Source organism: Frateuria aurantia DSM 6220 (assembly GCF_000242255.2).
Lineage (GTDB): Bacteria > Pseudomonadota > Gammaproteobacteria > Xanthomonadales > Rhodanobacteraceae > Frateuria > Frateuria aurantia.
On record NC_017033.1, the window covers coordinates 54,319 to 68,140 of the forward strand.

8 protein-coding genes, 2 tRNA genes and 2 rRNA genes are annotated in these 13,822 nt (G+C 59.1%); 10 read left to right on the top strand and 2 right to left on the bottom strand.

Translation table 11 applies throughout. The features are described 5' to 3' along the window. Nucleotides 1-73: 73 nt before the first annotated feature. From FRAAU_RS00225 to FRAAU_RS00245, 5 genes are all read left to right on the top strand, one after another. Nucleotides 74-150: transfer RNA gene (locus FRAAU_RS00225), tRNA-Ile, on the top strand. A 5-nt stretch (nt 151-155) separates the two neighbouring features. After that, nucleotides 156-231 (top strand) — tRNA-Ala (locus FRAAU_RS00230). Nucleotides 232-447: 216 nt separating this feature from the next. Continuing rightward, nucleotides 448-3,327, top strand: a 23S ribosomal RNA gene (locus FRAAU_RS00235). Between the two features lie 185 nt (nt 3,328-3,512). Next, nucleotides 3,513-3,625, top strand: a 5S ribosomal RNA gene (rrf, locus tag FRAAU_RS00240). Between the two features lie 370 nt (nt 3,626-3,995). Beyond that, nucleotides 3,996-5,288 carry a hypothetical protein gene (locus FRAAU_RS00245; RefSeq protein ID WP_014401558.1) on the top strand — a complete coding sequence of 431 codons (1,293 nt, stop codon included), beginning with the start codon at nt 3,996-3,998 and terminating at the stop codon, nt 5,286-5,288. A gap of 80 nt (nt 5,289-5,368) precedes the next feature. On the opposite strand, the gene pyrE is transcribed toward FRAAU_RS00245, so the two are convergent. Then, nucleotides 5,369-6,010, bottom strand: coding sequence for an orotate phosphoribosyltransferase (gene pyrE / locus FRAAU_RS00250; RefSeq protein WP_014401559.1), 642 nt, complete (start codon nt 6,008-6,010; stop codon nt 5,369-5,371). Nucleotides 6,011-6,330: 320 nt separating this feature from the next. Between pyrE and FRAAU_RS00255 the strand changes: the two genes are divergently transcribed. Further along, nucleotides 6,331-7,101: an exodeoxyribonuclease III gene (locus FRAAU_RS00255; RefSeq protein ID WP_014401560.1), complete on the top strand. Its 771-nt coding sequence runs from the start codon at nt 6,331-6,333 to the stop codon at nt 7,099-7,101. Nucleotides 7,102-7,133: 32 nt separating this feature from the next. Further along, nucleotides 7,134-8,381 carry an AmpG family muropeptide MFS transporter gene (locus FRAAU_RS00260; protein WP_014401561.1) on the top strand — a complete coding sequence of 416 codons (1,248 nt, stop codon included), beginning with the start codon at nt 7,134-7,136 and terminating at the stop codon, nt 8,379-8,381. A gap of 45 nt (nt 8,382-8,426) precedes the next feature. On the opposite strand, the gene FRAAU_RS00265 is transcribed toward FRAAU_RS00260, so the two are convergent. After that, the gene (locus FRAAU_RS00265; RefSeq protein ID WP_245546416.1) at nt 8,427-9,620 is read right to left on the bottom strand and encodes a lactonase family protein; all 1,194 of its coding nucleotides are present in this window, start codon (nt 9,618-9,620) and stop codon (nt 8,427-8,429) included. 302 nt (nt 9,621-9,922) lie between these two features. Between FRAAU_RS00265 and FRAAU_RS00270 the strand changes: the two genes are divergently transcribed. From FRAAU_RS00270 to FRAAU_RS00280, 3 genes are read left to right on the top strand one after another with little or no spacing between them, the layout of a single operon-like run. Continuing rightward, nucleotides 9,923-10,651: a gluconate 2-dehydrogenase subunit 3 family protein gene (locus FRAAU_RS00270; protein WP_014401563.1), complete on the top strand. Its 729-nt coding sequence runs from the start codon at nt 9,923-9,925 to the stop codon at nt 10,649-10,651. A 5-nt stretch (nt 10,652-10,656) separates the two neighbouring features. Next, nucleotides 10,657-12,441 carry a GMC family oxidoreductase gene (locus FRAAU_RS00275; protein WP_014401564.1) on the top strand — a complete coding sequence of 595 codons (1,785 nt, stop codon included), beginning with the start codon at nt 10,657-10,659 and terminating at the stop codon, nt 12,439-12,441. Beyond that, nucleotides 12,438-13,769 carry a cytochrome c gene (locus FRAAU_RS00280; RefSeq protein ID WP_217176236.1) on the top strand — a complete coding sequence of 444 codons (1,332 nt, stop codon included), beginning with the start codon at nt 12,438-12,440 and terminating at the stop codon, nt 13,767-13,769. The genes FRAAU_RS00275 and FRAAU_RS00280 overlap by 4 nt, the downstream gene beginning before the upstream one ends. Nucleotides 13,770-13,822 lie beyond the last annotated feature (53 nt).

Sequence of the window (13,822 nt, forward strand, 5' to 3'; positions counted from 1 at the left end):
CAAGGCACCTGCATATCCGCATGTAACCGCATGCATGACACCGATCCGAAAGGATCCGGGTCACAAAGCTTTTGGGTCTGTAGCTCAGGTGGTTAGAGCGCACCCCTGATAAGGGTGAGGCCGGTGGTTCAAGTCCTCCCAGACCCACCATTATTGGGGCCTTAGCTCAGCTGGGAGAGCACCTGCTTTGCAAGCAGGGGGTCGTCGGTTCGATCCCGACAGGCTCCACCAGTGGTACCGAAAAGCTGCACGCGACACGGATATGTAGACATAAGCGCATACAAAGATTTGATTTTTAGAAACCGGCTGGCGTTGAGGCCTTCCCGGTGTTCATTGAAAAACTGTAAACGAGTGACAAGCGTCTTGGTTCGAAACTGTGAACCGAGGCAAGTGTTAAGGCAATACGAGGAGTTTGGACTGTAATCCTGAGGCGACTTGGGGTTATATGATCAAGCGACTAAGCGTATACGGTGGATGCCTTGGCAGTCAGAGGCGATGAAGGACGTGACAGCCTGCGAAAAGTATCGGGGAGCTGGCAATAAGCTTTGATCCGGTAATGTCCGAATGGGGAAACCCACTGCGCAAGCAGTATCGTGCACTGAATACATAGGTGTACGAAGCGAACCCGGGGAACTGAAATATCTAAGTACCCGGAGGAAAAGAAATCAACCGAGATTCCGTCAGTAGCGACGAGCGAACGCGGACTAGCCCAAAAGTTCTGTGCATTTTAGCCGAGCAGTCTGGAAAGTCTGGCCGTAGCGGGTGATAGCCCCGTAGGCGAAAGGGTGCATGGGATGATAAGTGAGTAGGGCGGGGCACGTGAAACCCTGTCTGAACATGGGGGGACCATCCTCCAAGGCTAAATACTCCTGACTGACCGATAGCGAACAAGTACCGTGAGGGAAAGGCGAAAAGAACCCCGGAGAGGGGAGTGAAATAGATCCTGAAACCGTATACGTACAAGCAGTGGAAGCCCTTCGGGGTGACTGCGTACCTTTTGTATAATGGGTCAGCGACTTACTGTCTGTGGCAAGCTTAACCGTATAGGGGAGGCGAAGAGAAATCGAGTCTGAATAGGGCGCATAGTCTCAGGCAGTAGACCCGAAACCGAGTGATCTATCCTTGACCAGGTTGAAGGTGCGGTAACACGCACTGGAGGACCGAACCCACATCTGTTGCAATAGATGGGGATGAGTTGAGGATCGGAGTGAAAGGCTAAACAAACTCGGAGATAGCTGGTTCTCCTCGAAAGCTATTTAGGTAGCGCCTCGTACGAACACTGCTGGGGGTAGAGCACTGTTATGGCTAGCGGGTCATCGCGACTTAGTAAACCATGGCAAACTCCGAATACCAGCACGTGATATACGGGAGACACACGGCGGGTGCTAACGTCCGTCGTGAAAAGGGAAACAACCCAGACCCGCATCTAAGGTCCCCAAGTCATAGCTAAGTGGAAAACGATGTGGAAAGGCATAGACAGCCAGGAGGTTGGCTTAGAAGCAGCCATCCTTTAAAGAAAGCGTAATAGCTCACTGGTCGAGTCGGTCTGCGCGGAAGATTTAACGGGGCTAAGCTATGCACCGAAGATCGGGGTGTGCACTATGTGCACGCGGTAGAGGAGCGTTCTGTAAGCCTGCGAAGGTGGATTGTAAAGTCTGCTGGAGGTATCAGAAGTGCGAATGCTGACATGAGTAACGATAATGGGGGTGAAAAGCCCCCACGCCGAAAGCCCAAGGTTTCCTCGCGCAACGTTCATCGGCGCAGGGTGAGTCGGCCCCTAAGGCGAGGCAGAAATGCGTAGTCGATGGGAAACTGGTTAATATTCCAGTACTTTTCTCAAGTGCGATGTGGGGACGGAGAAAGTTAGGTCTACCGGGCGTTGGTTGTCCCGGGGAAAGGCGGTAGGCATGGGTCTTAGGCAAATCCGGGACCCTCTATGCCGAGCACCGAGACGAGCCCTTTTGGGCGAAGTGACTGATACTACGCTTCCAGGAAAAGCCACTAAGCTTCAGCTTGAGAAAAACCGTACCGTAAACCGACACTGGTAGGCAGGGTGAGAATCCCAAGGCGCTTGAGAGAACTCGGGTGAAGGAACTAGGCAAAATGGCACCGTAACTTCGGGAGAAGGTGCGCCCCTTTTGGTGGTGACGTGCGTCACTGAGCTGAGAGGGGTCGCAGTAACCTGGCCGCTGCGACTGTTTACCAAAAACATAGCACTCTGCAAACACGAAAGTGGACGTATAGGGTGTGACGCCTGCCCGGTGCTGGAAGGTTAATTGATGGGGTCAGCCGCAAGGCGAAGCTCTTGATCGAAGCCCCAGTAAACGGCGGCCGTAACTATAACGGTCCTAAGGTAGCGAAATTCCTTGTCGGGTAAGTTCCGACCTGCACGAATGGCGTAACGACAGCGGCGCTGTCTCCACCCGAGACTCAGTGAAATTGAATTCGCTGTGAAGATGCAGCGTTCCCGCGGCAAGACGGAAAGACCCCGTGAACCTTTACTATAGCTTTACACTGAACGTTGAGTTCTTCTGTGTAGGATAGGTGGGAGGCTTTGAAACCAGGACGCCAGTTCTGGTGGAGCCATCCTTGAAATACCACCCTGAAGTGCTTGACGTTCTAACCTCGGCCCGTAATCCGGGTCAGGGACCGTGTATGGTGGGTAGTTTGACTGGGGCGGTCTCCTCCTAAAGAGTAACGGAGGAGTTCGAAGGTACGCTCAGCGCGGTCGGACATCGCGCACTGTGTGCAAAGGCATAAGCGTGCTTGACTGCGAGATCGACGGATCAAGCAGGTACGAAAGTAGGACTTAGTGATCCGGTGGTTCTGTATGGAAGGGCCATCGCTCAACGGATAAAAGGTACTCCGGGGATAACAGGCTGATACCGCCCAAGAGTTCATATCGACGGCGGTGTTTGGCACCTCGATGTCGGCTCATCACATCCTGGGGCTGTAGTCGGTCCCAAGGGTATGGCTGTTCGCCATTTAAAGTGGTACGCGAGCTGGGTTCAGAACGTCGTGAGACAGTTCGGTCCCTATCTGTCGTGGGCGTTGGATATTTGAGAGGGGCTGCTCCTAGTACGAGAGGACCGGAGTGGACGTTCCGCTGGTGTTCGGGTTGTCATGCCAATGGCATTGCCCGGTAGCTACGAACGGAAGCGATAACCGCTGAAAGCATCTAAGTGGGAAGCGCGCCTCAAGATGAGATATCCCGAGTCTTTAAGGCTCCTAAAGGCACCATCTAGACTAGGTGGTTGATAGGTGAGGTGTGGAAGTGCAGCAATGCATTGAGCTAACTCATACTAATGAGCCGTGAGGCTTGATCATATAACCCCAAGACGCTTCGTTTGCCTAAACGTTGCCTCAAGAAACATTTCACCTCGACGCTTGTCACTCGTTTACAATCTTATTCAACGCGGAATCCGTTCCGCGGAAGAGCAAAAACCTGCCATCCATGGCAGGACTCTTCAAAGTTGCTGAACTGGCGCGTGTCGCGCTGTTCACACCCTTTCCCTGGCGGCTATAGCGCTGTGGTCCCACCCGATCCCATCCCGAACTCGGAAGTGAAACGCAGTTGCGCCGATGGTAGTGTAGCTTGCTATGCAAGAGTAGGTCACCGCCAGGGGCTTCATCCCAAAAACCCTCGTCTCGTCAGTAGACGGGGGTTTTTTCTTGCCCGCGATTTGGGTGCAAAAACGGATGGATGGCTATCCATCCTCGACAGTCCCGGCCCCGCTTTCGATGACCGTCGCACGAAACAGCGATGCTCGTCGATGGTGGCAGGCCGCCTTCCCCGTCCGGTCCCTGGATGCCGTCAGCAAGCTTGGTGCTGCTAAGCGCTCCGGACCAGTTGCCGTCTCGTGCGAACAGCCTTGTCTGCCGTGGCCATGGAGACAAGGCTGCGGCAGGCAATGCGCGGATACCTGTCCGCCGACACGCTATGGCAAGATAAGTGCAATGGCCTTCATGGATGACCAGACGCAAGGAGAACAGGAATGTCTTCACCGTCAGCGATGCAGCGTCTTGCCCGGCCGTTCGGGTGGTTGTGCCTGGTAGCCGGTCTGAGTGTGCTGCTGGTGGTATCCAGGCGACCCGATGCGGTGCTTCATGCGCAGTTCTGGGCCGAAGACGGTCGCTACTGGTTTCTTCAGGCGCATCAATCGGAGTGGTGGCGGCCTTTGCTGATGCAGCAGAATGGCTATCTGCAGACCGTGTCCCGTCTGATCGGTGCGCTCGCACAGGGCGTGCCTCTGGTTTACGCCCCGCTGCTGTTCAATGCCTGTGCCATCGTCTTCCAGGTCTTGCCGGTGCTGCTGCTGTACACCTCTCGTGGGCGAGCCTTGCTGCCTAGGCCCTGGTTGCGGCTCATCATCAGCCTTTTGTACCTGGGGCACCCGTTTTCCGCCGAGGTGCATGCCAATGTCACCAATATCCATTGGCATCTGGTGCTGGCCGCCACGATGATTTTGGTCTTTCCGCGTTCATCCTTGCGCTGCATGCGCGTGTTCGATGGCGTGCTGCTGGCGCTGGCCTCGTTGAGCGGCCCTTTTTCGGTATTTCTGGCGCCCATTGCAGTGATGTTGGCCTGGTGCCGGGGCGACAGGCGTGCGCTGGGCCTCGCGGCGCTGATCCTGGTCTGCGCCATGGTTCAGGGCAGCCTGCTGATCCTTCATCATGGTCAGGGTGACCGCTTCACATCCGGACTCGGGGCCAGCCCCGGATTGTTGCTGCGCCTGTTTGCCAGCAAGGTGGTGCTGGCATCCTTGTTCGGCATGAGGCCCGCGATGATGGCGGTCTCGGTGGCCTGGGCAGCGTGGTGGCCGAGCTTGCTGATATCGCTGTCGGGCGCGCTGATCCTGCTGCTCGGCTTCCTGCGCGGTTCGATCCTGGCCAGAGCAGTGATCGGGCTGGGCATGATGGTCTTTGTCTCGTCCCTGATTCTGCCGCAGATCAGCGCGGATCAGCCGCAGTGGCAGGTTTATCTGATGCCGGCCGCCGGCGCCCGCTATGCCTTTCTGCCGGTCCTGGCGTTTTACGCGGCCCTGCTGGTGCTGGCCATGGGGAAAGATCGGCTGCTGCATTGGGTGGCTACAACGGCGCTGGCCATCACCTTGCTCTACGGTCTGCCTGCCAACTGGCGAATGAGCGCCTGGCCGGACTTGTCATTCCCATATTATGCACAGGTTTATCAACAGGCTTGCCCCGGACAGGAAGTGGATATTCCAGTTTATCCGGGGCCGTTCTGGACACTCAAACTGGTCAAGCCGATCCCTGTCACGGAGCCTTGAGCTCTCCGGCAATAAGGTATGGCCGGAACCTCTGCGTGCGACGTCAGTCAGCCTGCATCCGTGATGCAGGCTGAGCGAGTTCAGACCCCGTACTGCTGACGGTAAGCGACCAGCCGGTCGTGCTCGGCCGCCAGATCGGGGCGTTCGCTGGCGTAGGTCAGCACATCATTCAACGAAGTGATGGCGATCACCGGAATGCCGTAGTCGCGCGCCACTTCCTGGACGGCGGACAGCTCGCCCTTGCCTTTTTCCTGGCGATCCAGGGCAATCAGCACACCGGCCGCAGTGGCGCCCTGCGCTTCGATCAGAGCCAGTGACTCCCGCACCGCGGTACCAGCGGTCATCACGTCGTCGACGATCAGCACGCGGCCCTTGAGGGGGGCGCCCACCAAGGTGCCCCCCTCGCCGTGGGCCTTGGCTTCCTTGCGGTTGTAGGCCCAGGGAATATCCCGATCAAGCTGGTCGGCAAAGGCGATGGCGGTGGCGGCTGCCAGGGCGATGCCTTTGTAAGCGGGACCGAACAGCATGTCGAAGTCCAAGCCGGAGCGTTCGACGGCGGCAGCGTAGCTGCGACCCAGGCGGGCCAGAGAAGCGCCGCTGTTGATCTGGCCCATATTGAAGAAATATGGACTCTGCCGGCCGGATTTCAGGGTGAACTCGCCGAAGCGCAGGACTTCGCGCTGCAGGGCCAGTTCGATGAATTCGCGTTGATATGCGTGCACTTGAGATTTCTCGTTGGATGGCCTGCAAGCCAGGCCGTGACGGTTGGGGCCATGATAAGCCTTGCATCGGATGCTGTGTCAGGATGCGCTTGTCGCGGCCGCTGCCTTGGCGGGGATATCCAGCCCTTCAATTCGGCCATCAGACTTATCCACAGGTTTTCTGTGCATGACTTGTGAGCAAGTGGGGTGCTGTGGATGAATTCAGGCTTCGGCCGCGCCGCGATCCAGGCGTGTTCACCATTCTGCAAGGCATGGGTATGGAGGCGACCATGTCGGAGGGGATTGCTATGATGAGGTGCTTGATCTGATCCGGAATTCATATGCGCATCATCAGTTTCAACGCCAACGGTATCCGTTCGGCGGGAACCAAGGGCTTCTTCGACTGGCTGCGGGAGCAGCAGGCCGACGTGGTCTGCATTCAGGAAACCAAGGCCCAGGAAGCCCAGCTTTCCGATGCGCAGTTCCGCCCGGAGGGCTACCACTGCTTCTACCGTGACGCGACCACGAAGAAGGGTTACAGCGGTGTCGCGATCTATGCACGGCGTGAACCGGACGAGGTACGCACAGGGCTGGGTCGGGAAGACTTCGACGAGGAGGGCCGCTATATCGAGGCCCGCTTCGGCAATCTGAGCGTGGTTTCCTTTTATATTCCTTCAGGCTCATCCGGTGACGAGCGACAGCAGTACAAGTTCAGGATCATGGAATGGCTGACGCCGATCTTCAAGGAGTGGGCGGCCAGCGGCCGAGACTATGTCTTGTGCGGCGACTGGAATATCGTGCATACCCGCAACGACATCAAGAACTGGACTTCGAACCAGAAAAATTCCGGCTGCCTGCCGGAAGAACGGGCCTGGCTGGACCTGTTGTTCGACGAGCAGGGATGGGTGGACAGCTTTCGCGCGATCAAGCCCGATGCGGTGGAGTACACCTGGTGGTCGAATCGCGGTCAGGCCCGAGCCAACAATGTCGGTTGGCGGATCGATTACCAGATCGTTTCCGCAGGCCTGAAGGAGCGTTTGCAGGCCTGCTCGATCTATCGTGATCAGCGCTTCTCCGATCATGCGCCTTTCAGTGTGGATTACGCCGAGTGACGGGAGAGGTCCATCCATCCTGGAGACAGCGAATGCAGTCGAGGTTCGCCGCTCCCGCCGCGGTGCCCTTGCTGCTGCTGGGATTCGGATCCGGCCTGCCCTATCTGCTGATCGGCTACACCTTGTCGATCTGGTTGAGGGAGGCTGGATGGGCGCTGGGGCCCATCGGTCTGGTCAGCTATATCGGACTGCTCTACCAGTTCAAGTTCCTGTGGGCACCCTGGCTGGACAGTCGGCGGCTGCCGCTGTTTGGCCGGCTGGGACGGCGTCGCGGCTGGTTGTGTGCGGCACAGCTGGTTCTGGTGGCTGGCCTGGCGGCGATGGGAAGCATCGGTCCCCTGCACTCGGTAGGCCTGTTTCTGGGACTGGTGATGATGACGGCCCTCGCCGGAGCCACGCAGGATGTGATGATCGATGCCTATCGCATCGAAATAGGTCCCGAGTCGGCTCAGGGGGCTCTGGCGGCGACCAGTACGCTGGGCTATCGTCTGGGGCTGATCTGCGGCGGGGCAGTGGCCTTGTATATGGCTTCCGCAAGCAGCTGGAAGAGTGCGTACTGGCTGATGGCCGGTCTGATGCTGCTGCCTCTGCTGACGACACTCAGGGTGCCCGAACCCGAGATGACGAGGGCATCGATGGAGAAGGCGGACGCTGGCATGCTGCGGGCCTTGAGCGAGTTCTTCAAGCGGTATGGATGGCCGCTCGGTCTTGGGTTGCTGGCTTTCGTCGGTCTTTTCAAATTGCCCGACCAGATGCTTGGCGTGATTGCCGGTCCGTTCTATCTGGACTGCGGTTTCTCGCCGAAGGATATTGCCACCGTTTCCAAGGTCTACGGCGTCTGGATCAGCATTGCGGGAGCTTTTGTCGGCGGCGCCGCGATAGCCGTGTGGCGGATGCGTCATGCCTTGGTGATTGCCGCTGTGGCGCTGGCACTGTCGAATTTGCTGTTTATCCTGATGTCGCTTTATCCGGGCCAGTTATGGACCTTCATGCTGACGATATCGGGCGACAATTTTTCCCAGGGCTTTTCGGGAACGGTACTGGTTGCCTTTATGTCCGGGCTGACGGACCGCCGGTACACGGCGACCCAGTACGCGCTGCTGAGCTCGCTGGCTTTTCTGCCCGGCAAGCTGGTGGGAGGTATTTCCGGCTATCTGGTCCAGACCTGGGGCTATACGCCGTTCTTCATCCTCAGCACGGTATCGATTGCGCCGACCTTGTTCGTTCTGGCCTGGATGTGGCCTCGACTGTCTTCCCGGAGCGGGCTATCGAATGCTTGAGGGGGCTGCATTTGCAGCCCCCTCAAGCATCGCGGCACAATATGTTTATCGGCTCAGGAACTTCAGATCCGAGGGCTGGCTGAACGGCAGCGACTGGATCTGCTTGCCGATGACTCCGGTCTTGAGATTGACCGCAAAGACGACAATCGCATTGCTTTTCTGGTTGGCGACCAGCAAGAAGTGTCCACTGGGATCGAAGGTGAATTCGCGCGGCTCGACACCTTCGACCGAGCGACGGGATTTGAAGCTCAGCGCCCCCGAGTCAGGATCCACGGCATAGACGATGAATTCATTGTCGGTACCGCGATTGGTCACGATGAGAAAACGGTCATCCGGGCTCAGGTGCAGCGCTCCGCCGCCATTCTTGCCTTTGAAGTCCTCGTCAGCCAGCGGGATTTCCTGCTTGCGGGTCAACATACCGTTGGCATAGTCGAAGCTCATCACCTTGCCCACCATCTCCAGGGTCAGGTAGGCATGCTTGCCATCAGCAGAGAAGACCAGGTGGCGCGGACCGGAACCGGGTGGCAGACGCACTTCCGGCTGGGCGGCGTAGGCACGCAGCGGTGCGTCCGGATGCGCTTGCGGGTCGTACTGGTAGACATAGATGCGATCGGCGCCCAGGTCCTGCGCAAAGACGAACTGCCCATCTGGCGACATGATCGCGGAATGGACATGGGGCGACAGCTGACGATCCATGTTGACATGGCTGGCCCGGTGGGTCTTCATTTGCACCACCGGCTCCAGCTGCCCATCGGCCTTGACCGGAATAACGGCGAGGGTGCCGCCAGGGTCGGAAGATACCGAATAATTGGCGACAAAAAGATAGCGCCCGTCGATGCTGAGTGACGAATAGGTCGGTTCGGAGCCCAGCGATTGGACCTGGTTGAGCTGGGTCAGGTGGCCATTCTGCGGATCGACCGAGAACGAGGTGACCCGGCCCGAGATCTCGATCTGGCCCGGGCCGTCGCCATTTTCATTCACGGCATACAGGTAATGACGATTGCTGGAGAAGGTCAGCCATGACGGATTGCTGGCCGGCACGATCTGGCTCGGCACCGGGCTGATCTTGCCGCTGCGGGTATCAAAGTCGTAGACATAGATACCCTTGCTGCTGGCGCCGGTATAGCTGCCTACCAGCAGTGGCGTGGTCGTGTCGTTGGCCATGGATATTCCGGGCAGAGCGGAGAGGGTGCCGGCCATGGCCAGCCCGATAAGCAGATTCAGTCGCATAAGTTCCATGTCTCTACAAGCAGAGGGCCCGGCCCGGCGTAGCCAGCGGTGGGCGTGAGCTGCAGTGAAAACGATAATGCCCTGCAAGGCAAACGCCGATCCGGGCTGGGGACGTTGGATCGATATAAGTGATCGGCGCATAGTGTCATGATGTCGCTGATCAGCCAAGTGGTTCAACGCCGAAAGGTTTGAAAACTGGGCAATCCCAGTCGCAACAAGCGCTTGCCGGCGAGCATGAAAGGTGGGTGTGCAAGAGCCTGTGTTACTATGTCGCTGCACTTTGAATCGATCCAATTTCCCTTGGGGGCCATATGTCACTCGTCGATCCGCCGGGCAGCCGGCGTCACTTCCTGCGCAGTTCCTTGAGCCTGCTGCCTGTCGTGACGCTGGGTGGCTGCTCCGTCGCTGCATCGCCCTCCGGCATTGAGCCCGGCGCGGGCAAGGCCTCGGCCGGCCATGATCAGAAGTATCACCCACGTTTCTTCAGCGATGCCGAGTGGGCGTTCATTCATGCGGCCACCAGCCGGCTGATTCCTGCCGACCAGCTGGGAGCCGGGGCGCTGGAGGCCGGTGTCCCGGAATTCATCGATCGGCAGATGCTGACGCCTTATGCCTCCGGCGCTTTGTGGTACATGCACGGTCCCTTTCATGCCGATGCCCCGGCGACGATGGGCTACCAGCTGAAACTGGTGCCCCAGCAGGTCTACCGTCTGGGAATCTCGGCGGCAGAGACGGCCATCAAGCAGACGACCGGCAAAACATTCGCTGAACTGGACGAGTCCGACCAGATTGCCTGGCTGAAGAAGCTGGAAGCCGGCGAGGTGGTTTTCGAGCAGGTACCGGCCAAGACGTTTTTTGCGCTGCTGCTGCAGAACACTCGCGAGGGGTTTTTCTGCGACCCTATCCATGGAGGCAACAAGGACATGGTGGGCTGGACACTGGTGGGGTTTCCTGGCGCACGAGCGGATTTCATGGACTGGGTCGAGCGCAACGAGGCTTACCCGTTTCCGCCGGTGTCAATTGATGGTGCAAGGGGCTGAACACGATGGCAACCGTATTGAAGAAAGTGGACGCCGTGATTGTCGGTTTTGGCTGGACCGGCGCCATCATGGCCAAGGAACTGACCGAGGCCGGTCTGAACGTGGTAGCGCTGGAACGCGGCGCGATGCGCGATACCAGCCCGGATGGCGCTTATCCCCAGGTGGTGGATGAGCTGACTTACAGCATCCGCAAAAAGCTGTATCAGGATCTGTCTCGCAGCACGGTCACAATCCGGCACACGTCGGCCGATACAGCCATGCCGTACCGGCAGCTGGGGGCCTTTCTGCCGGGTGACGGTGTCGGAGGCGCCGGCCTGCACTGGTCCGGGGTACATTTTCGGGTCGATCCGGTCGAGCTGCGTCTGCGCAGCCATTATGAGGAGCGCTACGGCAGGAAATTCATCCCCGCCGATATGACGATCCAGGATTTCGGTGTCAGCTATGAAGAGCTGGAGCCGTATTACGACTTTGCCGAAAAGGTATTCGGCACCTCGGGCCAGGCCTGGACGGTGAACGGCAAGATCGTCGGTGCCGGCAAGGGCGGCAATCCGCTGGCGCCCGACCGTTCCAGTCCCTTTCCTCTGGAATCGCAGAAGAACACCTGGTCGGCGCAGCTGTTCGGCAAGGCCGCCAGCGAGCTGGGCTATCATCCCTACAACATGCCTTCGGCCAATACGTCCGGGCCATATACCAATCCCTATGGCGCGCAGATGGGGCCCTGCAATTTCTGTGGTTACTGCAGCGGCTACGTCTGCTACATGTACTCCAAGGCCTCGCCGAACGTGAACATCCTGCCGGCGCTGCGGCAGCAGCCGAACTTCGAGCTCAGGACGCATGCGCACGTGCTGAAGGTCAATCTGGCGGCCGACAAGAAAATGGCCACCGGCGTGACCTATGTCGATGCGCAAGGGCGGGAGATGATCCAGCCGGCCGATATCGTGGTGGTCAGTGCCTTCCAGTTCCACAACGTACATCTGATGCTGCTGTCGGGCATCGGCCGGCCTTATGATCCGAAAACCGGCGAGGGCGTCATCGGCAAGAACTTCGCCTACCAGAACATGGCCACGGTGAAGGCCTTCTTCGACAAGGATCAGCATACCAATCCGTTTATCGGTGCCGGCGGCAACGGTATTGCGATTGATGATTTCAACGCCGATCAGTTCGATCATGGTCCGCTGGGTTTTGTCGGCGGTTCGCCGATGTGGGTGAATCAGGCCGGCAACCGTCCGATCGGCGCGATGTCGGTGCCGCCAGGCACTCCGGCCTGGGGCAGTGCCTGGAAGCAGGCTGCTGCCGATTACTTCACTCACCAGGTATCGATGGATGCCCATGGCGCGCACCAGTCCTACCGCCAGAATTATCTGGATCTGGATCCCACTTACCGGGATGCCTTCGGTCAGCCTCTGTTGCGGATGACCTTCGACTGGCAGGAAAACGATATCAAGATGACTCGCTTCATGGCGGCCAAACTCGAGGAAATCGCCAGGCGGATGGGCCCCAAGGCGGTATCGGTGGCGGTCAAGAATTTCGGCGATCATTTCGATGCTGCCAGTTACCAGACCACCCATCTCAATGGTGGCGTGATCATGGGATCCGACCCGAAATCCAGTGCACTCAACCGTTATCTGCAGAGCTGGGATGTGCCGAATGTGTTTGTCCCGGGCGCATCGGCCTTTCCGCAGGGCCTGGGCTACAACCCGACCGGCACGGTGGCGGCGCTTGCCTATTGGGCGGCACGGGCCATTCGCGAGAAGTATCTGAAGAACCCCGGGGCCATGGTGCAGGCATGAAGCATATGTCGTCGTTGATCAAACCCCTGTTCGCGGCCATCTTGCTGGCCGGCATGACCCTGACCGCAGCGGCCCAGGCCGAAGACTCGGCCGATGCCGTGGCTCGGGGATCGTACCTGGCCAAGGTCGGTGACTGTGTAGCCTGTCACACGTCCAGAGACGGGAAGGAATTTGCCGGCGGACTTGCCATGGCGACCCCGATCGGCACCATCTACAGTACCAATATCACTCCGGATACCGAGCATGGCATCGGTCGTTTCAGTTACGAGGATTTCGAGCGCGCCGTGCGACAGGGCATCCGCAAGGATGGCTCCAGTCTGTATCCGGCGATGCCCTATCCCTCGTATGCGGCCGTCAGCGATCAGGACATGCGTGACTTGTATGCCTACTTCATGCATGGGGTGAAGCCGGTAGCCCAGGCCAACCGCGACAGCGCCATTCCCTGGCCATTGTCGATGCGTTGGCCCTTGGCCCTGTGGCGCAAGCTGTTTGCACCGAGCGTGGGCGTGCCGGCTGCACCGGCGTCGGCTTCGCCCCAGATCGCACGTGGCGCCTATCTCGTCGAGGGTCTGGGCCACTGCGGTGCCTGCCATACGCCGCGTGCCATCACCATGCAGGAGCAGGCCATGACGGCGGCGGACGGCAGCCGTTTCCTGGCCGGCAGCAGCCAGCCTATCGATGGCTGGATCGCAAGCAGTCTTCGCGGTGAGCAGCGTACCGGTCTGGGCCGCTGGAGTCAGGAGCAGCTCAAGGCGTTTCTGCAGAGCGGACGCAATGACCACAGCGCCGCTTTTGGCGGCATGAGCGATGTGGTCGGGCACAGCAGCCAGTACATGAATGAGGCGGATCTGGACGCGATTGCTGCCTATCTGAAGTCGCTCCCCCCTGCAACGGCAGGAGATCAGGCCTTCGTGGCTGACGACGCGGCAGGCAAGGCCTTGTGGCATGGCGATGACAAGGCGGTCGGCGCAGCGACCTATATTGACAGCTGTGCCGCCTGTCATCGCACCGATGGTACGGGTTACCAGCGTGTGTTTCCGGCGCTGGGCGGCAATCCGGTGGTGATGGGAGAGGATCCCGCATCCCTGATTCATATCGTGCTGGCGGGCGGCACCTTGGGTGCGACCGGCAAGGCGCCCTCGACGTTCACCATGCCTGCCTTCGGCTGGCGGCTCAGCGATGCGGAGGTGGCCGGCGTGGTCAGCTTCATCCGCGCCAGCTGGGGCAATCGTGCTTCGGCAGTCGATGCTTCCCAGGTGGCAAGGATCCGCAAGACCCTGACGCCCGCCGAGATGAAGATTTCGCCGCCGGCAGGCAAGGCAGGCTGAAGTCGGAGTCGGTTCAGCCCATGCAAGCTTGACGGCGGGCCTGAACGGGCCTG

Bases quoted from the DNA above. Each gene is read 5' to 3' on its own strand.
- FRAAU_RS00245 (WP_014401558.1), top strand. From the start codon at position 3,996: ATGTCTTCACCGTCAGCGATGCAGCGTCTTGCCCGGCCGTTCGGGTGG.
- FRAAU_RS00255 (WP_014401560.1), top strand. From the start codon at position 6,331: ATGCGCATCATCAGTTTCAACGCCAACGGTATCCGTTCGGCGGGAACC.
- FRAAU_RS00260 (WP_014401561.1), top strand. From the start codon at position 7,134: ATGCAGTCGAGGTTCGCCGCTCCCGCCGCGGTGCCCTTGCTGCTGCTG.
- FRAAU_RS00265 (WP_245546416.1), bottom strand. From the start codon at position 9,620: ATGGAACTTATGCGACTGAATCTGCTTATCGGGCTGGCCATGGCCGGC.
- FRAAU_RS00270 (WP_014401563.1), top strand. From the start codon at position 9,923: ATGTCACTCGTCGATCCGCCGGGCAGCCGGCGTCACTTCCTGCGCAGT.
- FRAAU_RS00275 (WP_014401564.1), top strand. From the start codon at position 10,657: ATGGCAACCGTATTGAAGAAAGTGGACGCCGTGATTGTCGGTTTTGGC.
- FRAAU_RS00280 (WP_217176236.1), top strand. From the start codon at position 12,438: ATGAAGCATATGTCGTCGTTGATCAAACCCCTGTTCGCGGCCATCTTG.